Here is a 23,778-nt window from a genome sequence, read left to right on the forward strand (position 1 = left end):
CAGTGACCAAGCAAGTCACCGGCAAAAACTTAGACAGTAATAGTTTCTTTGTAATTATGAAGCTGATCCAGCAGGTATAAAAGTAATTGCTCCGCTTCATTAGGCAGGCGATCATAGCCGCCTTGATAAGTTTTCCGAGACTGAACAAAGGCTAAACGAGTTTCAAGTCGGGTCATTAAATGAATCAAATAGTGATGACTATTAAAGTCCGGCTCATGCTTTTTGACCGGTAAATAGCTGATCCCATTTAGCGGACCAAAGGGTTTAAATTCAGCGGAGCCATCAATGATTTTTTCAATACTGCCAAGGGTTTCTTCTGGCGTCACTTTCCGTCCTTTAAAGTCACCGGTATTCAAAATATAGCAATCCGTCTTTTTCTTCTGGAACAGGTCTTTGAAATCCTGATAATCTTCCTGTAAGGGATAACAGCGGAACGGATTTGCAAAGGGCTCAATGACTAATTGATCGGCAACTTCACCAACGACATTTTCTGCAGTTGAACGCTTCGTAGCCAATGTCGCCCCAAAAACCGCTGCAAGGGAAGGATCTTCGATTTTGATTACTGGCGGAAGGCTGTCATCCTTCATTATCCAAAACAGTCCGTCGACTTTTTCATCGATATGATCCACTCGATTTGGCGTTGCGTAGCGACTCTTGATGCTACGACCATTTCCATTTCGGATATCTTCAGTCACTAGCACTTTCTTATTTTCTTCATCTAAGGTCACACCAACATTTTGTGCCGTAACAATATATTTGATCTGTTCACTAGACATCGGATAATCCTGTGTTTTGTCAAAATAAGCCGGTTCTAGCGCAGTAGTCGAGCCCCTATCCTTCGAAATGACAAACGCATCGTCATGCAGAACATGAACTTCGCCTTTATTTTTTGGTTTAGCTAAAGTAATCGTTGACTTGCCTGATCCAGACAATCCAAAAGCCGCCATCGTGTATTTTTTATCTTCTAATAGATACTGTTTCATACCGCCATGACAAGCGATAAAACCATTGCGATGAGCAGTTGCCCAAGCAAGTGTCAACGTCGCTTTCTTCAGCTCGCCAAAATAGCGTAGCCCGAGAATTCCTGCACAATTATGTAATGGATCAATCACCACCACACCATCAGGAAAATCAGGATGCTCCCAGTCCGGGTCAGCAAAGATGAAGATATCTCCAGTATAGATTTCGTCCGATTGCTGATAGAAAAGGTGTTTCGCATCGCCAATTTGAAAGTTCAATAAATAGGAGTAGAGGTTCGGGCTATAATCTGCAGGAACCATCAAATGTGATTTGACTGTAAACTCTTCATCTAGACCCACGATGACTTCCCCAGAATAGAACTTCTTCGATCTTGCCTGAAAGACTGCTTCTCGTAAAAGCTCACTATAAAAATCAGCATCAATTCCTTCTTGCCCAATAATTCGACGTGCGGCTGCTGTTCGTCCAACAATCTTGCCATCATTTGTGACTAATACCTTAGCATCAGTAGGCAACTGCAATCGACTGGTGTAGGCAACATCAAGATCAGTGGTGATCGTTCCAGGACTAGACTTTGCCAACGCATAGGCATCCGTTAGGTGACGAATTCGCGTCACATTATTTCCATAAAAAGCTGTCTCGATCACACTGCGAATATTCGAAAAAAGTCGATTCTTTTTATTGATATCCTTGTGCGAAAAATGTTCAATACTGCTCATCTTAAAACCTCCCCGAAATCAATTGTTATTATTATAATAGCATTAAAATAAAACGCTAACAATCCAATATAGAACAGATTTTTTCAACTCCAATACGCAAAAAAAGCCAAAATGATCGCTGGTGGTAGCGCTCTTAAGGTAAAAATAATATAATGATAAGCAAGGAGGCGTTATTATGGAAAGATATTTAGCGATAGTTAAAGAAAAAATCCTTATTTTTTGGCGTAAATTTATTATTGTTGTATCAGAAAATGAACGCCGATCCTTATTAATTGCAGCAAGTCTTGTTGTCTTTGCAATCATTTTTTCAACTTCTGCAGCTTTCGCACAAAAGGTGATTCGACAAGACCAACTAAATGAGCTTGTATTTGATTCTTTAAAATCAGACCATCTCATTCCACTTGAATATCAAAAGGTGGATCAAAAAATAAAAGAGACCAAAGCCATATCCATTATGTTTAGCCAGCCAGACGGAACATCCTTCAACAATGTCATGACGATTCTTGATGATCCCGAACAAAAACCTATGCTAAACCGGCAATTTTATTATTATCCGATCGTCTATGATAGTGAAACGATTGCTGAAAAGTATCAGCTAGATCCGAGACAGGTAACCTTTATTTTCTTCCACAATGGCAAAGAAAAAAATCGCTTTGTGGTGGAGAGTCTAAAGGATTTAAATCATGAGTTCATTCCTGAGTTAAATCGATTGCCGATGTGGAAGCTAAAAAACTAAAATGAGATTTCGAATAAAATAAATGAGCATTTTTTAATAAAAAGAGTTGACACCTGATTTTTTTTCCGCTAAACTAACTTCAACATTAAAAAAGGAGTGACATTCATGAAACACGCAAACTTATCTAATCAATTAAATAGCTGGCAAAACTGGCGTAGATAAGTTGTATTTATGAATTCACTCATAGATACAACGTTTAGACAACTTCTAAATCTTGTATCTATGCTGGATATTTTTTCATGCTTATTCCCGCATAGAGACCATCTATGCGGTTTTTGTTTTTTTCGAGGACAACTACCGTTAAATATTTAGGTAGTTGTCCTTTACTGTTTTCTAAATCAACTAGCAAATCGAAAAATCATACATTAAAAAACAAAAATCGGAGGAATTTATCATGAAAAATAAAGGGATTATTGGATCAATCATTGCATTAGCCGTTGTATTAATCGGAGTTTTTGCATATCAAATGGGGTCACGTCAAACGGGCGCGGCAACAGATAATAAAGAAGAACTGAAAACTGTCGGAATTTTACAATTCATTAGTCATCCATCGTTAGATCAAATCAAAGACGGAGTGATCAAAGGCTTAAAAGATGAAGGCTATGAAGACGGTAAAAATATCAAAATCGAATTTTTAAACGGTCAAGGCGACCAAAGCAAATTAAACAGTATGAGTCAGCAATTATTAGAAAAAAACTCCGATGTATTAATCGGAGTTGCAACACCAGCTGCTAAAGCATTGGCAAACGCGACCAGTGATACACCGATTATTATGTCAGCCATCAGCGATCCGATCGGCGCGGGCCTCGTAACAGACCTTGAGAAGCCAGGTGGAAATATCACTGGAGTCAATAATTTAACACCGGTTGATCAGCAATTAGATATGGCGATGGAAATGTTTCCAGAGGCGAAAACAGTCGGTATGATCTATTCATCTTCAGAAGAAAATTCTAAATCACAAATTGATCGAGCGGAAAAACGCGCAACAAAAGATGGCTTAACCGTGAAGAAATATGCAATCAGCTCAAGTAACGATATCGCTCAAATCACACAGCAAGCTTGTCAAGAAACCGACTATTTATACATTCCACAAGACAACACGATCGCCAGTGCTTTTCAAACGATGATCAATGAATCAGATAAAGCGAAAAAACCAGTATTTGTATCCGTAGACAATATGGTAAAAGAAGGCGGAATTGCAACTGTGGGTCAGAATCAATTTGAGCTAGGTGTGGAATCTGGAAAAATGGCGGCAGATGTCCTAAGCGGCAAATCAAAACCCGCATCGACACCAGTCAACGTGATTGATTATGGGGATATGATTATCAACGAAGACAAAGCGAAAGAATTAGGAATCACGATTCCAGAAAAAATCAAAGAAAAAGCAGAAGTAGTTAAAGGGGAGTAGACAAATGGTTATTTCAGCAATCGGACAAGGATTTCTATGGGGGATTTTAGGATTAGGCATTTTCATGACCTATCGCATCTTAAATTTCCCAGATATGACAACAGAAGGTTCATTTCCGTTAGGCGGTGCAGTCTGTGTAACGGCAATTACAAACGGAGTATCGCCAATTTTTGCGACCCTGTTAGGAATCGTCGCTGGAATGTGCGCAGGTTTTATTACCGGCATGCTGTATACAAAAGGAAAGATCCCAGTCATTCTTGCTGGAATACTCGTTATGTCGGGATTAAACTCGGTGATGCTGTTTATTATGCAAACACCCAATCTTTCTTTATTGAAGCAACCAAAGATCCAAGATTTCTTTACGAATTTAAATCTGCCGGATCATTTTGATATCGTCCTATTAGGGCTAATCGCAATCATAATTATCGTAGGCCTGCTATTGTTTTTCTTCTTTACTGATTTCGGTCAAGCCTACATCGCGACTGGTGATAATGAAAATATGGCACGTTCAATTGGTATCAACACTGATCGCATGAAAGTCATTGGACTAACCTTATCAAATGGCGTGATCGCTTTATCAGGTGCGCTAATTGCCCAAAATGACGGTTATGCCGATATCGGTAAAGGTGTTGGTGTGATTGTTATCGGTTTGGCTTCAATCATCATCGGTGAAGTCTTATATGGAGAAGTAACTTTCATTGAACGGTTAGTTGCGATTGTTTTAGGTAGTATCATCTATCAATTATTAATTTTAGTTATCATTAAAGCTGGTTTAGATACCACCTATTTGAAGATTTTCTCATCAATCATTTTGGCACTATGCTTGATGATTCCGCGCTTAAAAGAAGCCTTGAATTTGAAGACTGGATTAGAGAAGGAGGAGTAATTGTATGAACGCTGTAGAAGTAAAAAATGCCAGCAAAACCATCAGTAATGGCATCAATGATAAACGCAAGATTTTAAATAATGTCAGCTTAACGATCGCTCCTGGGGAATTCGTTACAGTCTTGGGGGGAAATGGTGCAGGAAAGAGTACACTATTTAACAGCATTTCCGGCAGTCTGCAATTGGACAATGGAACAGTTTCGGTGATGGGCAAGGATTTAACTAAGCTTTCTGAAGAACAACGAGCGACCTCGATTGCCCGAGTCTTTCAGGACCCAAAAATGGGGACCGCTCCTCGTTTGACCGTGGCAGAAAACTTAGGTTTAGCAGAAAAACGTGGACAAAAACGCCGTTTGCGGCAACGCCAGCTGAATCAAAAGAAAGAAATGTATCGCGAACTTTGCCAACTGATCGGAAATGGGCTAGAAAATCATCTCGATACACCAACAGGCTTCCTTTCTGGCGGACAGCGTCAAGCGTTAAGTTTATTGATGGCAACAATCACAAAACCAGATTTACTATTACTAGATGAACATACAGCTGCACTTGATCCGAAAACCGCGAAGCAATTAATGCTTTTGACCGATCAACGAATCAAGGAAGAAAATCTCACCTGTTTAATGGTCACCCATAAAATGGAGGATGCATTGCATTACGGCGATCGCGTGATCGTGATGGAAAAAGGGGAGATCATTAAGGATATCAGTGGCAAAGAGAAGAAACGCATGACATTGGCGGATCTATTCCTGCTATTTGAAGAGAGTGACGCAGTAGCTGAAGTAATGTAAAAAGAGTTTTTTTACAGAAAATTAGAATAATGGGTTGACTTATTAGAAAAACAAATCTATACTAAGTTCAATCTTAAATCAGTTTGGAGCGAATTTTATGAATAAGAATAAGAGTACGCACACACAACTGAATAATTATTACTTTAGCTATTTTAGATAGGTTTGTGTTCATGGTTCATGGATGCAAACGACAACAAGTTTGTATCTATGATGGCTAAGGATTTTAAGTTCGACTTAACGCCACATAGATGAAAATCTATAGTGGCTTTTCTTTTGGTATTTTTTTGGGAGACTAGGCTCATTGTAGATTTTCTACAGTGGGCCTTTTTTGTCAGTCCAACTTTTCGCAGAATTTTGAGTTTGATGAAAATTAATAGTATCAAAAATCAATTTTCGAACAAGAAATTTAGTTGGATGATAGGCGTACGAGAATAAGTTCATTTTTCTCGGTTTTAGAAAAATGAACTTCCATAAGTCGAGCTAGCTGCGAGTCAGATCAAGCAACACAAAAAGAAAAATGAAGGAGTGAGGAAAGATGGAAAATGAAATTTCAGGAAAGACACGATTAGCCGGGCTATATGCACTGCCTGCAAGACACAGCTTTTCACCGATCATGCACACAACAGCGTTTCAAGCAACAGGGGTGGATGCAGTTTATCTAAGCTTCGATGTTCAGCCAGGAAGACTCGGCGAAAGTATTCAAGCCATTCGTGATCTTGAAATGTTGGGAGTCAATTTATCGATGCCTCACAAGATGGAAGCTGTCAAACATATGGACGAGCTTAGTCAGGCCGCTCGATTAATTGGAGCGATCAATACCATTGTAAATCAAGATGGGAAGCTGATCGGACACATTACAGACGGAATTGGCTGTATGGAAAGCCTGAAACAAAACAAAATTGACATCATCGGCAAAAGAATGACGATTCTTGGAGCTGGTGGAGCGGCGACTGCCATAATCACCCAAGCGGCGATTGATGGAGTAGCAGCCATTGATGTTTTTAACATCAAAGATGATTTCTATCAAAAAATTGAACCAAAGCTGGCAATGATCGCAGAGGAAACCAACTGTCAAATCCAACTGCACGATTTAGCGGATGAAAAGCAATTAGCTGATGCGTTAGCCACGAGCAGTTTGTTAGTCAACGCAACCAATATTGGTATGGCACCTAACATCGATCAAATGCCAATTCCAGATGAAAAAGTATTAAGAAAAGATTTGCCAGTTTTCGATGTCATCTATCATCCTGGTGAAACAAAACTTTTAAAAGCTGCGAAGGCGACTGGAGCAACTGCTGTTAATGGCTTAGGAATGCTGTTATTCCAAGGAGCTGCCGCCTTTAAATTATGGACAGGCAAGGAAATGCCAGTCGATCAAATCCAACCGTTATTGGAAAACGAAATTAAAAAATAAAAAGTGAAGGAAGTTATTATTATGATCTTAATTATTAAAAAAGGAATTCAAGAATCAGAATTATTCCCAATTTTATCTCGTATCAAAGAAGAAGGGTTAGGCGTACAAATCAATCATGGGAAAGATCGTTTAGTTCTTGGTCTTTTAGGAGATCCAAAGATTATCCAGAATGTACCATTCCAAGCCTACAGTGTAGTTGAACGTGCAGTGGCGATTTCAAATACCTACAAGATCACATCAAGAGAATTCCATCCACAAGATACAGTCGTTGACGTTGACGGAGTAAAAATTGGTGACGGCAGTTTCGTAACGATGGCTGGTCCTTGTTCTGTTGAAGGCGAAGAACAAATTATGGAAACAGCACGGATGGCAAAAGCTGGCGGAGCGAAAATTTTACGCGGCGGTGCTTACAAACCACGGACTTCTCCATACGCTTTCCAAGGATTAGGTGAAGAAGGCTTGAAGATCATGCGTAAAGCCGCTGACGCTCATGACTTGAAGGTGATTACAGAGGTGATGGATGAAGCCCATATCGATGTTGTATGTCAATACGCCGACATTATCCAAATTGGTGCTCGCAACATGCAAAACTTCCGTCTATTAGAAGCAGTTGGTAAAACTGGCAAACCAATTGGCTTGAAGCGTGGGATCTCAGGTACGATCCAAGAATGGTTAAACGCCGCTGAATACATTGCTGTTCAAGGCAATTCAAACATCATCTTCATTGAACGAGGCATTCGAACTTACGAAACAGCTACACGAAACACATTTGATCTAAGTGCTGTGCCATTGATTAAAAAATTGAGTCACTTCCCAATTATCGTTGACCCAAGTCATGGTACAGGTGTTTGGGACTTAGTTGCACCAATGGCTCGCGCCGGAGTAGCAGCTGGAGCTGATGGAATGATCGTGGAGATTCATCCAGACCCATTACACGCTTGGTCTGATGGAGAACAATCACTGAATGAGAAAAATTACCTGCAAATGATGAGTGAAGTTGAAGTTATGGTTGATGCAATGAAAAAAATCAAAGACTTAAACAAAGAAACGTCACTTATCTAATCAGGGGGAAACGTTCATGGAAATTGTTCTACCAGAAAAAACTTACGAAATTATCGTACGACGCCATGCCTTAGATTCCGTCGGTGAATGGATCGCCTCACTTTGGCAAAACAAAAAAATCGCGATTATCAGTGATGAGAATGTTTATCCCATCTACGGTGAAAAAATCTTTCAGCAGTTAACAAACTACGAGGTCTGTCACTATGCCGTACCAGCTGGTGAAAGCAGCAAATCTCTAACCATGGCTAATAATCTTTATGAATTTCTAGCCGATCAACAATTCACCCGCAGCGATGCCATCATCGCTCTGGGTGGCGGGGTAGTTGGAGATTTAGCCAGTTTCGTAGCATCCACTTATATGAGAGGAATTGCTTTTGTTCAGATCCCAACCTCGTTATTGGCGCAAGTCGATTCTAGTATTGGCGGGAAGACAGCAGTCAATTCAAGTAAAGCCAAGAATATGATCGGAACCTTTGCACAGCCGGATGGGGTCATGATCGATCCAGAGACCTTGAACTCTTTACCCGAGTTACGCGTACGTGAAGGTATCGCGGAAATCATTAAATGTGGCGCGATCAGCGACGCTTCACTATGGCAAGACCTTCAGAAACTAACAGGAGTCCAAGATCTGCTGGAGCATAGTGAAGCGATCATTTCAAAGGCGCTAAACGTGAAAAAAACCGTCGTGGAAGAGGACGAATTTGATAATGGTTCCCGACTACTGCTGAACTTTGGACATACTATCGGACACGCGATTGAAAACACTGCCGGCTATGGAAAAATTAGCCACGGTGAAGCGGTCGCGATCGGCATGGTACAAATTTCTCGAGCTGCGGAAACAAAAGGACTTTCACCGAAGGGTATCACAGATGAAATCAAGACGATGAATCAAAAATACGGGTTACCGAATGCTTATCAGCCGTGGGAAGCGGAGAAATTTTATTCCGCAATTACCCATGATAAGAAAGCCCGAGGTGATAGTTTAAACATCATCTTGCTAGATGAAATCGGTCAAGCCCGCATTCAAAAAATCAAATTAACTGAAATCAAGGACTTTTTAATAGAAGGGAAGTAGTCATTTATGCGTTACTTAACAGCTGGAGAATCTCATGGACCAGAATTAACTACAATTATTGAAGGTGTTCCAGCAGGACTAACACTTTCCGTTGAAGCCATCAATCAAGAATTAGCTCGCAGACAAGGCGGGTATGGACGCGGTGGCCGAATGAAGATCGAAAAAGATCAGGTTCGCATCACATCAGGCGTACGACATGGGAAGACATTAGGTTCACCCATCACCATGATCGTAGAAAACCGTGACTGGAAAAATTGGCAGAAAGTCATGTCGGTTGAACCAGTCGAAGAAAAAGCGGAAAAATTACGTCGAGTAGCAAAACCACGTCCAGGACACGCCGATCTCGTTGGGGGCATAAAATACCATCACAGCGACTTACGAAATGTTTTGGAACGATCATCTGCTCGTGAAACAACGATGCGAGTAGCTGTCGGCGCACTGGCGAAACAAATCTTAGCTGCTATAGATATCGAGATCGCCAGCCATGTGGCCATACTAGGTGGCATAGAAGCTACCGTACCAGAAAAAATGAGTGTATCGGAAATTCAATCCAAAACAGCTACTTCTGAAGTAAACATGGTAGACGAAACGGTTGAAGAAGCGGTCAAAGAATTAATCGATCAAACCAAAAAAGCCGGGGATACCATCGGTGGAGTTGTCGAAGTAAGGACCGACAATGTTCCCGCAGGTCTTGGCAGCTATGTCCAATGGGATCGCAAGCTTGATGGCAAGATCGCGCAAATCATGTTAAGCATTAATGCCTTTAAAGGCGTTGAGTTCGGTATTGGATTTGAAGCAGCACACCAACCAGGTTCAAAGGTTATGGATGAGATCGTTTGGAATAACGGCTACAGTCGGACAAGTAATCATCTTGGCGGGTTCGAAGGTGGGATGACCAATGGTGAACAAATCATCGTACGCGGCGTTATGAAGCCGATTCCTACACTATACAAACCATTAATGAGTGTCGATATTGACACCAAAGAACCATATAAAGCCAGCGTTGAACGTTCCGATAGCACAGCTGTTCCCGCGGCATCTGTCGTAGCAGAGCATGTGGTGGCAACCGTTCTTGCAGAAGAAATTTTAGAAAAATTCTCGTCAGATACCATTGATGAGCTGCAACAAGCAGTAGCAGAATACCGTGAAGCTATCAAAAACTTTTAAGAGAGAGGGTACGTCTATGAGAAAGAAAGTGTTCGTCTTAGGACTTGGTTTAATCGGCGCTTCACTTTGCAGAGCAATTAAAAATTCAACGATCGAGTTGTTCGGCTGGGATTATTCACCTGAAACTCGTGAAATCGCTCGTGAAGTTGAACTGGTTGATCACATTGCTTCTATTGAAAGAGCACCTGAGATGGATGTCATCATTTTAGCCGTACCCGTTCTATCTACACTGCACTATCTACATGAGTTGGCACGTTTGCCGCTAAAAGAGTCAGTGATTGTTACTGATACCGGCAGCACCAAAAATGAAGTCATGAAATTGGCGCAGAATCTGCCGTTTACTTTCATCGGCGGACATCCAATGGCAGGCTCACATAAATCAGGCGTCAAGGCAGGGAATCCGAATCTTTTTGAAGAAGCTTACTACATTTTGACACCACCTGAAGGAGCAGATGTTGATCCCTTAATGGAATTACTAGAACCGACGCGGGCAAAATTTGTTGTGATCGAACCTGATTCTCACGATGAGATCGTAGGTGTTTTGAGTCATTTACCACACATCGTGGCATCAGGTTTGGTAAAAATGAGTGATCAACTAACAGAAGAGCATCCACGAGCAACACAGCTCGCAGCTGGAGGTTTTCGTGACATTACGCGAATTGCTTCATCCGATCCGCAAATGTGGACAGATATTTTATTAACCAATCGTGAAATTTTACTAGATTTAATTACCAACTGGCAGGATGAAATGTCCAAAATCCGTGAGAGCTTAGTTCAGGAAGACCAGCCAGCAATCTACGACTTTTTTAGTCAGGCAAAGCATTCTCGCGATCATTTACCAACCAAAGACCACGGGGTCATTCCGGCATTCTACGATCTTTACATCGACATTCCAGATATCGCCGGAGCAATCGCTAAAGTAATGACTATCATAAGTGAAGCCAATATCTCTATTATCAATTTGAAAATCCAAGAAACGCGCGAAGATATTTTCGGCGTTTTAGAGCTTTCTTTTAAAAATCAAGCAGACTTGGAAAAAGGGCAGTTGTTAATTGAAGAAGCAGATTTTCGGTGTCGCAGAAGGAGCTAACAAATGAAATTATTAAAAACAAAAGCAGGTCTCACTGGAGCATTGACTATTCCAGCAGATAAATCAATTTCTCATCGCAGTATTATGTTTGGGGCAATCAGTCATGGAAAAACAATCGTTCATAATTTTTTAAGAGCAGAGGACTGTATGAGTACTATTGCAGTTTTTAAAGCATTAGGTGTAACGATTCATGATGACGGAAAAGATATTTTCATCGAAGGAAAAGGGTTCGAACATTTACAAGAGCCAAATGAAATTTTAGATGCAGGAAATTCCGGCACTACGATGCGTTTGGTTTTAGGAATTTTAGCAGGACAACCATTCACTTCAAAAATTGCAGGGGATGCGTCATTGAACCGGCGGCCAATGGAACGGGTTATGGGACCATTACGATCAATGGGGGGCAACTTGCAAGGGCAAGATGGCAGTGAATTTCCACCAATTGACATACATGGTAGTGAATTATCAGCGATCACCTATGAAATGCCGATTGCGAGCGCACAGGTAAAATCATCGATTCTCTTTGCCGCACTACAAGCAAAAGGGACGACCACTATTATTGAAAAAGAAAAATCACGCAATCATACAGAAGAAATGATCAAACAATTCGGCAGCACTATTTCAGTAGTTGATAAAACCATTACTATAGCCGGTGGACAACAATTAACCGGACAGGAAGTAACCGTTCCAGGAGACATTTCCTCAGCTGCCTTCTATCTCGTAGCGGCAAGTTTATTGCCAGATAGCAATCTGCAATTAAATCATGTAGGAATCAATCCGACCCGTACTGGTATTTTAGATGTTTTAGAAAAGATGGGCGCGAATATCAAACAAGTCGCTTTAGATAAGCAAAATCAAGCAGCGGATTTATTAATCAAGACTGCGCCACTGAAGGCAACAGAAATCAGTGGAGAAATCATTCCACGTTTGATTGATGAATTGCCAATCATTGCCCTAGCAGCAACTCAGGCAGAAGGGACAACCGTTATCCGCGACGCGCAGGAACTAAAGGTCAAGGAAACGAATCGAATTGATGCTACTGCTCAGGAGTTGAATAAATTAGGTGCAAAGATCGAAACGACTGATGATGGATTAATTATTCACGGACCAACACCTTTACATGGCGGAAATGTCGATAGTCATGGTGATCATCGAATCGGAATGATGCTCCAGATTGCCGCATTATTGACAGATGATACCGTTGAATTGAATAATCCAAAAGCGATTAACATTTCTTATCCAAACTTTTTCACAGATTTACAGTCATTGATCGAAGATTAGCAGAGGAAATGTTGGCGGTAAGGTTTATAACTGAATCGAGCATTATCAAAAAAGTTCAGTCCAACTTTTCACAGGAAAACGAAAAAGGAGAATGTTTTATGAAATCAATTGTCTTGATCGGTTTTATGGGAGCCGGAAAAACGACTGTCAGTAAAGAACTTAGTACTGCATTAAACGCTCGTTCAGTAGACATGGATGATATCTTAGTTGAACGGATCGGCCAACCCATCAGTGAATACTTTGAAGAACATGGGGAAGCTTCATTTCGTGAGCACGAAACGAAGCTTTTAAAAGAAGCGCTAAATGAAGAGACAGTCATCGCCACTGGCGGCGGCGTCATTTTACAAAAAGAAAATCAAAAAGTCTTGGCCGATAAATTAGTCGTCTATTTAAAGGCTGACGCGAATGTTCTTATAAAAAGAATTCGCGAGGACAAGGTAAACATCCGTCCCTTGGCCATAAAAAATGATGATGGCGATTTAAAACGACTGTTCTTTTCAAGAGAAAAGCTCTACGAGAAATTGGCTAAAATTACCGTAGACACTTCAGAAAAAACACCTGCGGAGATCGTTAGTGAAATCCTTCAACAAGTCGAGGTTATCTCCTAATGAAAGTTGGCTATTTAGGACCTAGAGGGTCATTTACTTATAGTGCGGCGGCAAATTTTTTCGAGGAAACGGTTTTATCTCCTTATGATTCATTGACTGCATTATTAGAAGAACAAAGAAAAGGAACCTTAGACTATTGTGTGGTTCCAATCGAGAATACAATTGAAGGTTCAGTATTACCCACGCTGGATTTGATCTTTCAGACACTGCCAACAATTCAGGCAGAAATTGTTTTACCGATCCAGCAGCAATTGATGGTGCATCCAGCCCATGCAAATACTTGGCAGGATACAGAATTAATTTGCAGTCACCAACAGGCTTTGGCACAGTCCCAAGTGTTTCTGATGAATCATTTCCCGACGGTCACTATTGAACAAATGGGATCAACTGCACAGGGGGCTCAAAAAGTCGCAGACCATCCAGAAAAACGTTACGCAGCAATTGGTTCAAGAGCAGCCGCGGAACAATTTGGATTAACAATCGTACAGGAAAACATTCAATCCATCAGCGAAAATGAAACACGGTTTTGGGTAATGGGCAATCAACCGTTGAACAGCAGTTTAGAAAAAGGAATTAACAAAGCGACGGTCTTATTTGATCTAGCTGCAGACCATCCAGGGGCACTGTATCAGTGTTTAGCGATATTTGCAGCTGAGAAGCTTAATTTGACGAAGATCGAATCGCGAACTCAAAAAACAAAATTAGGCGAGTACTTCTTTATTATTGATCTTGAAACTCCTGAACAAGAAAAGCTGCAGAAGGTCTTACGCCAATTTGAAGAGGAACATTTTACGGTAACTCTAATTGGTAATTATCCAACATATTTTCCGAATCTTAGAAAATCTTAGTAGTTAAGGTTTTCTAATTTTTTTGGTGAAAAATAAGACAAACTCTAGATGATTTGCTATTTTTATACTAATAGCAATGAAGATGAAGAGGTGCACTATGAGCCGAATGGATAAATATAAAAAAATTCATGAGGAGAGTCAAAAGGAAGAGAAAAAACCTTTTGGCTTTCGTCGTGAGATGAAGAAAGAGAAGCAAACAGAAAAAAGGGATTTTGAAGACATTAATTACGAAAAAGTAGAAGAATCTCATCAAGAGCCAGAAGAAGAATTCTATTATGAGGATCATTATCAAGAATCCAAAAAGAAGCGGCCAAATATTAAGCTTCCGGCTATCAAAAATCTGTTTAAACGAAAACCTAAAAACCCATATGAACAGAAACCTAAGAAAAAGCGCAGCTGGAAAAGAATTTTAGTGATGATTTTAGTCGCACTCTTAGGCTATTCTGTTATAGCCTTTGGTGTTGGGAATATTGCTGCCAAGACTGATTCTTCTATGCCGAAAATGGAGACGCAAGAATTTAATGGTGCAGCATCAGAAAACGGCTCAAAAAATATCCTGCTTTTAGGCAGCGATACTAGGGACAATATCAGTGGACGTTCTGATTCTATGATGGTGCTGCAGGTTGATGGTCGCGGCAAACCTAAGTTAGTTTCCTTCATGCGGGACATGTATGTTAATATCCCTGGTGTTGGTGAAAATAAACTGAACGCGGCTTACGCTTATGGCGGCGCAGATTTGGTGCGACAGACCTTGAAAGAAAACTTTGGAATTGATTGCCGCTATTATGCGATGGTCGATTTCCAAACATTTGAAAAAGGTGTTGATGCTCTTTTTCCAAGAGGCGTACAAATTGATGCTGAAAAGGATATGAGTGCGTATATTGACGAACCCATCACGAAAGGCCCACAACGAATGAATGGACACACTTTGTTGAACTACGCTCGTTTCCGAATGGATGAAGAAGGAGACTTTGGGCGTGTTCGAAGACAACAGCAGGTGATGCAATCTGTCTTCGGTCAATTAAAGAATCCACTAGTCTTATTACGCGGTCCTTATGCAGCTGGAAAGATTTGGGGATACTTATCGACAGACATGCCAAACATGTTTGTATTAGGAAATCTATTCAACTTTGCTAAAGCCGTCGGTGGAATCGAACGCTTGACTTTACCCGTTGATGGTTCATGGTCTTACATTGATACAGCGAATGCCGGTAGCGCATTAGCGGTCGATACTGCTCAAAACGCTCAAGCGGTTCAAGACTTTTTAGGGAAGTAACTGGATTTTTGATTCCCATGAATCTATGAGTGTGCTATATTATAATTATTGTAAATTTTGATTGAAACGAGGAAAACTATTATGAAATTAGCGATCGTGACAGATAGTACCGCCTATCTGAATGAACGCATACGCAATCATAAAGATTTATTTATTATTCCGATTCCGGTCATCATAGATGATCAACCTTTTGAAGAAGGGGTAGATATTGGGTATGAAGAGTTTTATCAGAAATTGAAAACCAGCAAGGATTTCCCGAAAACATCGCAGCCAGTACTTGGCGAAGTATTCGAATTGTATCGCTCAATCAAGGAGCAGGGCTACGATACTGTTATCAGTATTCATTTGTCTGAAGGTATCTCTGGTTTTGTCCGCACATTGACAGCAATCAAAGAAGATATCGATGGACTGCAGGTCATTCCATATGATTCAAAAATCACCAGTGTTCCTATGGGCTATATGGTAGAAAAAGCACTGGAGTTAGGCGATGAAGGAAAATCACTGGATGAAGTATTGGCAGCGATTGATGAGATTCGTGACACTACTAATGCTTACATTATCGTAGACGATCTAGACAACTTGGTTCGCGGAGGACGCTTGACGAACGGCGCAGCGATTATTGGTGGGTTATTAAAAATCAAACCAATCCTTACCTTTGAAGATGGCAAGATTGTTTTAGCAGAAAAAATTCGTTCATTAAAAAAAGCCTTACAACGTACGGAAGAAATCATCGAAGAACGTCGTCAGGAAAATGGTCATGATTTACGAATCTTCGTAATCCATGGAAACAATCCTGAGTTGGCTCAACAAGAATATGAAAAGCTAAGCAAAAAATATCCAGATGCGACAATTGAAATCGGAACATTTGGACCAGTAATCGGCACTCATTTAGGTGATAAAGCTATCGCTCTTGGTGTTGCGAAGTAATTATCCGTTCATTGATTATAACAAGTTTAGAAAAAATCTAACAAAAAGAAAACCGAACCGTCCTATATCTTTCCATTGCGAAGGTGTATGGCAGTCGGTTTTTTTGTAGTATTTTTCGTAGTTCCACGTAGCACAAACGAAAAACTGATATTCCCTTTAAAATCTCAATAGAACCGTTTAGTTTGATGGTACACGCAACGAAGATAAAACTCATTTTTTCGGGTTTAAAAAAATGAATGCATTAGTAGGAGTTAGTTGCAAAAACTTGTTTTATTTCGTATTCTTTTTTCATTAGTAGTTTAGTAATTTACTAAATTACTAGTGCGATTATTAGAAACTTATTCAATGAATGAAACAGACTAGGAGGAAGTTCAATGAAAATCCCTACTAACTTAAAGCATAAACCAGTTTTTCTGGTTGAAAATTATGATAAAATCGACGGACATCATGCCTGGGATAGTGACGCCAAAGGGTTAACGCTAGGCTTAGCACAATGGAACGATCGCGGCCGCGTGGATATTTCTGGAAAAGTTTGGCGTCATACTGGTGAAAAGTGGTCCCGACAATCAGAAGAATTACCCATTACGAGAATTTTGGACTTGGCAATCTTAGTAGCGCAATCAAGTATCTATTTGCAAGATGCTTATCGCTATGAGAAATTTTATGACCCTGAAAATCCTAAGGTAGAAATTATCGGCCTACAAGGAGGACGGATGGAAGTTCAAGTTGACACAGAAAATCCAAAAATAGATGAAGATATCATTTTATTCAACGATACAATGAATAAAGATGGCGATTTGATTGCACAGCGTTATCGCACCTTGAAACGTCTTTTGGATGAACTAGGCTACTAAAACAAAGGAAGAGGTGAGAAAGGATGGATCATTCTTTTGCCGTTACAAATGGACGAAAGTTTACCAAAGTAGAAGAACAGATGATTTGGCGCAAACCGGCTAGTCACAAAACGAGTCAGGAAGAAATAAGAATCGCATCAGAAATCAAAAACAATTGGCTCGATCCTGAAATGAAGATCATGAATGTGCTCCTAGAAGGAGACGCCGGATCTGGCAAAACGCAGCTGGCACGAGCTTTATCAGATGATTTGCAGCTTCCGTATACCAAAGTCACTTGTTTTGCTGATATGGACAAAACGGATGTCTTCGGTGCCTTATTGCCAGTTGTTTCAACAGATAGCGATGAAGATCAAGAATTACTGGAAGCTATATATCAAACGGATTCTTTACAAGAAGTTTTATCAGTAATTGCAACTCACTTTCAAATTGATGCGAACCAAGCAAAGGAACGTTTAAGTAAGTTAATTGAACGAATCGATCAAGCGGATAATACTACAAGTGTTGAGTATAAATTTTATCCCTCAGAAATCGTTCGGGCAATGCAAAAGGGCTATTTGCTGGAAATCCAAGAGCCAACAGTTATTCGTGACGCTTCCGTCTTGGTTGCATTGAATTCGGCTTTGGAGCCAAACGGGTTGTTGAACATACCAACTGGGATCATTCGCCGACATCCAGATTGTGTCGTTATCATCACTACCAATCGCAATTATCAGGGAAACCGCCCGCTAAACGAATCCTTGCGGGATCGGGTGCAGCATGCAGAAAAAATGGACCTGCCTACTATTGAAGTAATGATTGACCGGGCAATGGCTAAAACGAATTTTACTGACTATGATTACCTGGAAATTATGGCTAAAATCATTCGATTATTAGATGAAACAGCTAAAGCCAATGCAATCAAAGGGGTTGCTGGTATGCGTTCCTATTTCTTTTGGGTCAATAGCTTGAAGCAGGGACAAGATCCTTTGGAGAGTATTTTTCCTAAAGTCCTGTATAAGTTGACTACAGATGAGAATGAATTAAAGATATTGCAAGAGGCTTTAGAACAAAGTAGATTACTAACAGAACTTCAACAAGTAAAAAATCAGCAAAAATTAAAGCAAGGCAGAAAAATCAGCCAAGCGGAAGCCGACCAACGAAATATCGTAGAAGAGGCGGAAGAGGCGACTTTAAAAAATGAAGCGATAGAGACTGAAGGCTCTGTAGAAAACGAGGAGGAAGCAAAGCCAGAAGAAGTTGTTTCGGAAAAAGAAAAACAACCGGATTCTATAGAAATTCCTGATGAAGCTACCAGAAATGATACCGAAGCCGAAAGTACTTCCGCTTCACTTGATGAAGAAGAAAAAATCGGCTCTGCTATGTCATTAGATGAAATGGCCGAAATCGATAAAGCGAAGCGAAAAGAACTGAATCGCGAGATCCGTGAGAGCTTGAAGGAAACAATTCATGCAAAAGAAGGAACGATTCTTCATCGACCAACAATTAATGAGATAGCCATCAAAAATGGTCAAGAATTAACGCAGCAGGTGTTACCAGAAGTTGAAAGCTTAAGTCGCGTGATCAATGACCTCCTGACTAAAGAGGTAAGTAATGATTTTTCTAGTGGCAAATACTATGGAGCTCGTTTTAATCCAAGTCATGTGGCCTATGGTGATCTGCGGAATTTTGACAAGAAAAATCCACCAAGTGAAAATCCATCATTGGCATTAGCCGTCCGTGTCGACGAGTCAGGTTCGATGCTGCGAGATGACCGGATTCAAAATGCTAAATTAGCAGCTGTTGCACTAAGTTTATTTGCCGAGAAGACAAATATTCCTTTGATGCTTTATGGCGACTCTGCTGATCTTAGCCAGCGAGAAAAAACATCGATCTACTCCTATAAAGAGTTCGATGACAATTATGATTTCATAGCAGCAAAGCTGTCTACAATGAAGCCGCGTCAAAACAATCGTGATGGTGTACCTTTGCGATTATTAGCAGAAAAATTGAGTCATCAAGCAGCGGATACAAAAGTTTTATTATCCATCAGCGACGGACAACCGAAAGCATTACCGGATTATACTGGAGAAAAAGCTCGGCAAGATATCCAAAACGTGTTAGCTGACTATGAGCGAAAGGGCATTCTCTTTATTGCTTGTGCGATTGGTGAGGATAAGGAACAGCTGCGGGCTTTATATGGTGAAAATAATTTTGTTGATATTTCAGATATTTCTACCTTGCCACAACAATTACTTCAATTAATCGCCCGTTTTATTTAAAGATTAAAAAAGTCAAACACAGAGACACTTATTAATTGGAAGTGTTTCTGTGTTCGACTTTAACTTTTTAACTATTTCTCTAAAAGAAGTTCGTTCAAATCGATTTAGTAAGTCGCGCGTGGTCCGCCAATATATTTTGGACGACTGCGTAGAGCTGTTACGTGAGCGCCACCTAATTCTTTGATAGAAGGACGAACAGGAACCTGAACGTGTTTGACATGCATCCCAATCGAAGTATCACCAATATCAATTCCTGCTTGAGCAACAATATGTTCAACCTCTACTGGATCACTAAATTGTTCAAAGGCTGCTACAGAGCAAGAGCCTCCTGCATGTAACGCTGGTTTAACGGATACGATCTCCCAATCCTTTTTCTCGGCAATCTCTCGCTCGACAACAACAGCACGATTAATGTGTTCACAGCCTTGAACACCCAAATAGATCTTTTTAGGATCAAGGATCGATTTCAATGTTTCGATAACCCATTGACCAACTTCTTGACTTGAATTTTTTCCGATCCTTCCACCGACGATTTCACTAGTCGTACAGCCTAAAACAAAAACGTCACCAGCTTTAAGGTTGGCTTCTGCTAAAACATCGTTGACAATCGTTGATAAATCTTGTTGTAATTTTTCTTTTTCCATTTGAATGACTTCCTTCTATTAACTATTTATATTGAGGGTGACGTAGTACTCTTTGCAACGCGTGATAAAGAGGAATGGTCACCGCGATACCAAAAATATTTTGTACAAGATTACCTGGCAGCGAGGCTAAACCGGCTGGCCAACCAAATAGCAATGCCGTAGCTATTGCATAGCCGATAATCATGAACAAACTGGCAAACAGGAATCCAAAAAATAATCCTTTTCGATTTGGAAATTTATTATACAGATAACCTAGAATGAAACCTTGTAGTCCATGAATCACAATCGAAAAAATTGCCCATTCCGGATATCCAGAAATCAAATCGATCAAGCCTCCGCTTAACGCACCTACTAAAAATCCACCAGTCGGACCAAAAAGCATAGCTGAAGCATAAATGCCCACTTCACACAATGTCACGAATCCCTTAGTCGCAGGAATCGGAATAATGAAAAGAATTGAGAGAGTGACAGTCAGAGCCACCATCATCGCCAATTTTGTCATTTCTTTTGTTTTCATGTCATAACCTCCGATTTTACGCTATCACCGAACCAAACATTTCCCTCTCCGTTTTTTAAAAGTAGTCCATTTTTGATCCCCTGATAAACGTACTCCTTGCTATCTTCAATCGCGTTAACCAAATCTTTGCCTAAAACTAAATTCGCTGCAATAGCTGATGCAAAGGTACAACCTGCGCCATTAATCGTTACGTTGGACAATTTAGGTTTAGAAAAATACTGAAAAGTCTCGCTATTATAAAAAAGGTCCGAAGCTAAATTGCCAGAAAGACGTTGACCACCTTTAATTACAACTGATTGTGCACCAAGATCAATAATTTTTTTCGCAGCTTGCTCCATTTCCGTCGGATTAGAAATTTTCTGCTGACTTAAAAGCTCTGCCTCTTTTAAATTCGGCGTAATTACCGTAGCAAAAGGAAATAGCTCAATCAATTTTTCTCGATAGCTATCATTATATACATGATCAGTTTCTTTGAAGGCCATAACTGGATCTAAAACGATTGGACCATCAAATGAACGCAAAAAGCTTTTGACGATTTCCAGCGACTCTAATTGATGGATTAGCCCAAGCTTTATCCCATCTAATGAAAGGTTATCTTTTATTGTATTCAATTGATCGTTTAAAAGTTCAGTAGGCAAATTAGTGATTGCAAACTGTCCATTTTTAACAACCGCAATACAGGTAATCGCAGTCAAACCAAATAAATGATAGTCCTCAAATGTCTTTAAATCTGATTGCAGACCACCACCGGCTAAAGTATCCGATCCTGCAATAGTCAATATTGTCCTTGTCATAAAAAAACTCCCCAATTAAGACGTATAGATGCAAATTATTTTATAATTCAATCAATGACCTCATTATAAAGTTATACAATAAAAAAGAAACAGCCAATTGGTTGTTTCTTATCTCATCCAATTTCAAGTGCTATTATTTGTACCAGCTAGGGAAATACGTTAGCATAACTAGTGAGGAAGGGGATTATGTATATGAAAATATTTGTTGCCGGAGCTACCGGAAGAGTAGGCGAAGAACTGATCAAAAACTTAGTTGAAAAAGGACACACCGTTTACGCAGGCGCACGTCGTGATGACGCGATTGAAGCGAACGAATCTGTTACCCCGGTTCATTTAGATCTGCATGGCACGATTGATGAAATCGCCAATACATTAACTGATGCAGAAGCAGTTTATTTCGTAGCTGGTTCACGAGGAAAAGATCTATTACAAACAGATTTATTTGGCGCTGTAAAATTGATGCAAGCAGTTGAGAAAAAGGGAATTAAACGGTACATTCATTTAAGTTCGTTATTCGCTTTGCAACCAGATAAATGGAGTGGCGCATTGACTGACTATAATATTTCAAAATTCTTCTCAGACAATTGGTTGATTGATAAAACCAATTTAGAGTACACAATTTTGCAACCCGGCAGTCTAAAAGAAACTCCCGGAAGCGGAAAAATAACTACAAATATCACAGAGAAATCTGAGAATTCCATTGAAAACGTTGCTGCTGTTTTAACAGAATTACTTGAACAAGAGAATACTATTCAACAAGTCATTTTGATGGGGGATGGCGATACGCCAATAAGCGAAGCAGTAAAAGAAATATAAAGAAAATGATCCACTCGACGAGAATCCTAGTCTGAGTGGATTTCTCTTTTCTTAATTCAGTCGAGGCGAAAAATATTAAAGAATTTCTTAGTCTTTCTACTAACTTAATGATAAAATAGAGACTGCCGAACATAGAATTCCGTGATTAAGGAGTCGCCTTATGAATCTTCAACATATCCATGATCTTAGAATCGAAGAGGGGGTTCAAATGATCAGAAAAAGAAAGATTGCGAAATATTATATGAAGCAGCAAGGCTTTACTAAAAAAGAAGCGTACGATACAGCAATTAAGACACAGCCTGAATTTGCTGAAGCGCGTAATCTTTATCTTGCCTTGTTTAATGAAGCAAAACCCATATTCGCTGATCGTAATGAAAGAGAAAAGGCACTCAGAGTGTATCAGGTTTTCAGTATGATCGCTTTGATCTGCTTTGTTATCTGGTTATTTAGCAATGGTTATTTAGACGGTTCTAATGTAACAGATAATTTCCTGTTGATTGCGTTGGTAATCAATGTTGCAACTACAAGTTATTTCGATGAAAAAGTAACGGAACGAATTCATGAAAAAAAAATTAAAAAGCTTTTACGAGACAGATCTGAAGCATCAAGAAAATTGCATAAGGTAGAAGAAATCAAGCGAAATATTTTTCGAGCGGAGCATCGTGGTCTGACGTTAGTAGAAGAACGCAAAGTAGAAGACGAAAAAAATGCCGAGCCGCAATCGAAAATTATTACACTTGAAAAAATAAAGACCCTTCGAGGGAAAATCAAGAAATAGCCGACTACGTGAAGATACTACGTAATTGGCTATTTTTGTGTTTAAATCTTAAATCAATTTGCTTTTTATGAAAAGGTTTGCAATAATTCCCATTAAAGAGATTAAGGAGGCAAATGAATGATTAAGGCGATAATATTTGATATGGATGGTGTGATTGTCGATACTGAGTTTCAAGATTTTCGCATTCAACAGGAGTTCATCAAAAAAGAAAATCCATCGATCAATCAAGTAAAAACCAATTTCGACGAATTGATTGGTCAGTCTTACAATATGCTTTATGAAACGTTAAGAAAATTTATCGGCAGCAACGATTCTTTAAATGAAATTAAGCGTCGTTTTGAAGCATACAATGCCATTGCGTATGAATCAATTAACTACCAACAACTGTTCCGGAAAGAGCTTCTTCCAATTTTAAAATGGGCCAAATCAAAAGGAGTTTTGTTGGCAGTCGCATCATCTTCAACCTATGAACACATCATCGAAGTGTTGAATTCTTGTAACATCAAGAATTATTTTGACGTGATTTATAGCGGCGAATTTGTCGAAGAAAGCAAGCCAAATCCAGCGATTTATTTAAATACATTAGAAAAACTAAATGTCTCAGCAAATCAAGCGATCACCATTGAAGATTCTTATTATGGCATCAGCGCAGCAAAAGCGGCTGGTATTACCACGATCGCCTATAAGGAAATGAGAGCTGCTATTGACCAAAGTGCGGCTGATTATTTAGTTGAAGACATGACGGAAGCCTACGAGATAATTCAGACATTAAATAAATAGGAGAGAGGGAGGCAAATAAAATAGAAATAAACAATCAATTTAATATGATACACCAACTATTAATGACGGTACAAA

General features: G+C 39.8%; 23 protein-coding genes. 19 read left to right on the forward strand and 4 right to left on the reverse strand.

Annotation, left to right across the window (positions count from 1 at the left end; all coding sequences use genetic code 11):
- Window positions 1-29: 29 nt before the first annotated feature.
- Window positions 30-1,697, reverse strand: a complete 1,668-nt coding sequence (locus OMU_RS12315; RefSeq protein WP_016180237.1) for a phosphoenolpyruvate carboxykinase (ATP) — start codon at window positions 1,695-1,697, stop codon at window positions 30-32.
- Between the two features lie 175 nt (window positions 1,698-1,872).
- Between OMU_RS12315 and OMU_RS12320 the strand changes: the two genes are divergently transcribed.
- The 16 genes from OMU_RS12320 to OMU_RS12395 all read left to right on the forward strand — a co-directional run bounded on the left by OMU_RS12320 (window position 1,873) and on the right by OMU_RS12395 (window position 19,374).
- The gene (locus tag OMU_RS12320; protein WP_016180238.1) at window positions 1,873-2,433 is read left to right on the forward strand and encodes a hypothetical protein; all 561 of its coding nucleotides are present in this window, start codon (window positions 1,873-1,875) and stop codon (window positions 2,431-2,433) included.
- 394 nt (window positions 2,434-2,827) lie between these two features.
- Complete coding sequence (trpX, locus tag OMU_RS12325) at window positions 2,828-3,841, forward strand: tryptophan ABC transporter substrate-binding protein (protein WP_016180239.1); 1,014 nt, start codon at window positions 2,828-2,830, stop codon at window positions 3,839-3,841.
- 4 nt (window positions 3,842-3,845) lie between these two features.
- Window positions 3,846-4,727: an ABC transporter permease gene (locus OMU_RS12330; protein ID WP_016180240.1), complete on the forward strand. Its 882-nt coding sequence runs from the start codon at window positions 3,846-3,848 to the stop codon at window positions 4,725-4,727.
- Window positions 4,728-4,731: 4 nt separating this feature from the next.
- Window positions 4,732-5,514, forward strand: coding sequence for an ABC transporter ATP-binding protein (locus OMU_RS12335; RefSeq protein WP_016180241.1), 783 nt, complete (start codon window positions 4,732-4,734; stop codon window positions 5,512-5,514).
- A 535-nt stretch (window positions 5,515-6,049) separates the two neighbouring features.
- The gene (gene aroE, locus OMU_RS12340) at window positions 6,050-6,928 is read left to right on the forward strand and encodes a shikimate dehydrogenase (RefSeq protein WP_016180242.1); all 879 of its coding nucleotides are present in this window, start codon (window positions 6,050-6,052) and stop codon (window positions 6,926-6,928) included.
- Between the two features lie 21 nt (window positions 6,929-6,949).
- Window positions 6,950-7,990: a 3-deoxy-7-phosphoheptulonate synthase gene (aroF, locus tag OMU_RS12345; protein ID WP_016180243.1), complete on the forward strand. Its 1,041-nt coding sequence runs from the start codon at window positions 6,950-6,952 to the stop codon at window positions 7,988-7,990.
- 16 nt (window positions 7,991-8,006) lie between these two features.
- Window positions 8,007-9,065, forward strand: a complete 1,059-nt coding sequence (gene aroB, locus OMU_RS12350) for a 3-dehydroquinate synthase (protein WP_016180244.1) — start codon at window positions 8,007-8,009, stop codon at window positions 9,063-9,065.
- Between the two features lie 6 nt (window positions 9,066-9,071).
- On the forward strand, window positions 9,072-10,232 hold the full coding sequence (gene aroC, locus OMU_RS12355; RefSeq protein ID WP_016180245.1) for a chorismate synthase: 1,161 nt from the start codon (window positions 9,072-9,074) through the stop codon (window positions 10,230-10,232).
- 16 nt (window positions 10,233-10,248) lie between these two features.
- Window positions 10,249-11,322 carry a prephenate dehydrogenase gene (locus tag OMU_RS12360; protein WP_016180246.1) on the forward strand — a complete coding sequence of 358 codons (1,074 nt, stop codon included), beginning with the start codon at window positions 10,249-10,251 and terminating at the stop codon, window positions 11,320-11,322.
- A 3-nt stretch (window positions 11,323-11,325) separates the two neighbouring features.
- On the forward strand, window positions 11,326-12,603 hold the full coding sequence (aroA, locus tag OMU_RS12365) for a 3-phosphoshikimate 1-carboxyvinyltransferase (RefSeq protein WP_016180247.1): 1,278 nt from the start codon (window positions 11,326-11,328) through the stop codon (window positions 12,601-12,603).
- A gap of 98 nt (window positions 12,604-12,701) precedes the next feature.
- Window positions 12,702-13,211: a shikimate kinase gene (locus tag OMU_RS12370; protein ID WP_016180248.1), complete on the forward strand. Its 510-nt coding sequence runs from the start codon at window positions 12,702-12,704 to the stop codon at window positions 13,209-13,211.
- Window positions 13,211-14,059 carry a prephenate dehydratase gene (gene pheA / locus OMU_RS12375; RefSeq protein WP_016180249.1) on the forward strand — a complete coding sequence of 283 codons (849 nt, stop codon included), beginning with the start codon at window positions 13,211-13,213 and terminating at the stop codon, window positions 14,057-14,059. Before OMU_RS12370 ends, pheA begins: the two co-directional genes overlap by 1 nt.
- Window positions 14,060-14,156: 97 nt before the next feature.
- Entirely contained in the window at window positions 14,157-15,335 is a 1,179-nt protein-coding gene (locus tag OMU_RS12380) for an LCP family protein (protein ID WP_016180250.1), read from the forward strand.
- 81 nt (window positions 15,336-15,416) lie between these two features.
- On the forward strand, window positions 15,417-16,262 hold the full coding sequence (locus OMU_RS12385; RefSeq protein WP_016180251.1) for a DegV family protein: 846 nt from the start codon (window positions 15,417-15,419) through the stop codon (window positions 16,260-16,262).
- Window positions 16,263-16,636: 374 nt separating this feature from the next.
- On the forward strand, window positions 16,637-17,116 hold the full coding sequence (locus OMU_RS12390) for a DUF6530 family protein (protein ID WP_016180252.1): 480 nt from the start codon (window positions 16,637-16,639) through the stop codon (window positions 17,114-17,116).
- A gap of 23 nt (window positions 17,117-17,139) precedes the next feature.
- Window positions 17,140-19,374, forward strand: coding sequence for an AAA family ATPase (locus OMU_RS12395; RefSeq protein ID WP_016180253.1), 2,235 nt, complete (start codon window positions 17,140-17,142; stop codon window positions 19,372-19,374).
- Between the two features lie 104 nt (window positions 19,375-19,478).
- Here the strand turns inward: OMU_RS12395 and OMU_RS12400 are convergent, their stop codons facing one another.
- Genes OMU_RS12400 through OMU_RS12410 form a run of 3 tightly spaced genes read right to left on the reverse strand, consistent with a single transcriptional unit; the run spans window position 19,479 to window position 21,329 of the window.
- The gene (locus OMU_RS12400; protein WP_016180254.1) at window positions 19,479-20,018 is read right to left on the reverse strand and encodes a TIGR01440 family protein; all 540 of its coding nucleotides are present in this window, start codon (window positions 20,016-20,018) and stop codon (window positions 19,479-19,481) included.
- Between the two features lie 22 nt (window positions 20,019-20,040).
- Window positions 20,041-20,535, reverse strand: coding sequence for an ECF transporter S component (locus OMU_RS12405; protein ID WP_016180255.1), 495 nt, complete (start codon window positions 20,533-20,535; stop codon window positions 20,041-20,043).
- The gene (locus OMU_RS12410; protein ID WP_016180256.1) at window positions 20,532-21,329 is read right to left on the reverse strand and encodes a bifunctional hydroxymethylpyrimidine kinase/phosphomethylpyrimidine kinase; all 798 of its coding nucleotides are present in this window, start codon (window positions 21,327-21,329) and stop codon (window positions 20,532-20,534) included. The genes OMU_RS12405 and OMU_RS12410 overlap by 4 nt, the downstream gene beginning before the upstream one ends.
- Before the next feature lie 192 nt (window positions 21,330-21,521).
- Between OMU_RS12410 and OMU_RS12415 the strand changes: the two genes are divergently transcribed.
- From OMU_RS12415 to OMU_RS12425, 3 genes are all read left to right on the forward strand, one after another.
- Window positions 21,522-22,145, forward strand: a complete 624-nt coding sequence (locus OMU_RS12415; protein ID WP_034877137.1) for an NAD(P)H-binding protein — start codon at window positions 21,522-21,524, stop codon at window positions 22,143-22,145.
- Window positions 22,146-22,305: 160 nt separating this feature from the next.
- On the forward strand, window positions 22,306-22,923 hold the full coding sequence (locus OMU_RS12420; protein ID WP_016180258.1) for a hypothetical protein: 618 nt from the start codon (window positions 22,306-22,308) through the stop codon (window positions 22,921-22,923).
- A 117-nt stretch (window positions 22,924-23,040) separates the two neighbouring features.
- Entirely contained in the window at window positions 23,041-23,703 is a 663-nt protein-coding gene (locus OMU_RS12425) for an HAD family hydrolase (protein ID WP_016180259.1), read from the forward strand.
- The last annotated feature ends 75 nt before the right edge of the window (window positions 23,704-23,778 follow it).

The sequence above is a fragment of the Enterococcus avium ATCC 14025 genome (assembly GCF_000406965.1).
GTDB lineage: Bacteria > Bacillota > Bacilli > Lactobacillales > Enterococcaceae > Enterococcus_A > Enterococcus_A avium.

Excerpts from the sequence above, each read along its gene's own strand:
- OMU_RS12315 (WP_016180237.1), bottom strand. The coding sequence starts at position 1,697 with ATGAGCAGTATTGAACATTTTTCGCACAAGGATATCAATAAAAAGAAT.
- OMU_RS12320 (WP_016180238.1), top strand. The coding sequence starts at position 1,873 with ATGGAAAGATATTTAGCGATAGTTAAAGAAAAAATCCTTATTTTTTGG.
- trpX (WP_016180239.1), top strand. The coding sequence starts at position 2,828 with ATGAAAAATAAAGGGATTATTGGATCAATCATTGCATTAGCCGTTGTA.
- OMU_RS12330 (WP_016180240.1), top strand. The coding sequence starts at position 3,846 with ATGGTTATTTCAGCAATCGGACAAGGATTTCTATGGGGGATTTTAGGA.
- OMU_RS12335 (WP_016180241.1), top strand. The coding sequence starts at position 4,732 with ATGAACGCTGTAGAAGTAAAAAATGCCAGCAAAACCATCAGTAATGGC.
- aroE (WP_016180242.1), top strand. The coding sequence starts at position 6,050 with ATGGAAAATGAAATTTCAGGAAAGACACGATTAGCCGGGCTATATGCA.
- aroF (WP_016180243.1), top strand. The coding sequence starts at position 6,950 with ATGATCTTAATTATTAAAAAAGGAATTCAAGAATCAGAATTATTCCCA.
- aroB (WP_016180244.1), top strand. The coding sequence starts at position 8,007 with ATGGAAATTGTTCTACCAGAAAAAACTTACGAAATTATCGTACGACGC.
- aroC (WP_016180245.1), top strand. The coding sequence starts at position 9,072 with ATGCGTTACTTAACAGCTGGAGAATCTCATGGACCAGAATTAACTACA.
- OMU_RS12360 (WP_016180246.1), top strand. The coding sequence starts at position 10,249 with ATGAGAAAGAAAGTGTTCGTCTTAGGACTTGGTTTAATCGGCGCTTCA.
- aroA (WP_016180247.1), top strand. The coding sequence starts at position 11,326 with ATGAAATTATTAAAAACAAAAGCAGGTCTCACTGGAGCATTGACTATT.
- OMU_RS12370 (WP_016180248.1), top strand. The coding sequence starts at position 12,702 with ATGAAATCAATTGTCTTGATCGGTTTTATGGGAGCCGGAAAAACGACT.
- pheA (WP_016180249.1), top strand. The coding sequence starts at position 13,211 with ATGAAAGTTGGCTATTTAGGACCTAGAGGGTCATTTACTTATAGTGCG.
- OMU_RS12380 (WP_016180250.1), top strand. The coding sequence starts at position 14,157 with ATGAGCCGAATGGATAAATATAAAAAAATTCATGAGGAGAGTCAAAAG.
- OMU_RS12385 (WP_016180251.1), top strand. The coding sequence starts at position 15,417 with ATGAAATTAGCGATCGTGACAGATAGTACCGCCTATCTGAATGAACGC.
- OMU_RS12390 (WP_016180252.1), top strand. The coding sequence starts at position 16,637 with ATGAAAATCCCTACTAACTTAAAGCATAAACCAGTTTTTCTGGTTGAA.
- OMU_RS12395 (WP_016180253.1), top strand. The coding sequence starts at position 17,140 with ATGGATCATTCTTTTGCCGTTACAAATGGACGAAAGTTTACCAAAGTA.
- OMU_RS12400 (WP_016180254.1), bottom strand. The coding sequence starts at position 20,018 with ATGGAAAAAGAAAAATTACAACAAGATTTATCAACGATTGTCAACGAT.
- OMU_RS12405 (WP_016180255.1), bottom strand. The coding sequence starts at position 20,535 with ATGAAAACAAAAGAAATGACAAAATTGGCGATGATGGTGGCTCTGACT.
- OMU_RS12410 (WP_016180256.1), bottom strand. The coding sequence starts at position 21,329 with ATGACAAGGACAATATTGACTATTGCAGGATCGGATACTTTAGCCGGT.
- OMU_RS12415 (WP_034877137.1), top strand. The coding sequence starts at position 21,522 with ATGAAAATATTTGTTGCCGGAGCTACCGGAAGAGTAGGCGAAGAACTG.
- OMU_RS12420 (WP_016180258.1), top strand. The coding sequence starts at position 22,306 with ATGAATCTTCAACATATCCATGATCTTAGAATCGAAGAGGGGGTTCAA.
- OMU_RS12425 (WP_016180259.1), top strand. The coding sequence starts at position 23,041 with ATGATTAAGGCGATAATATTTGATATGGATGGTGTGATTGTCGATACT.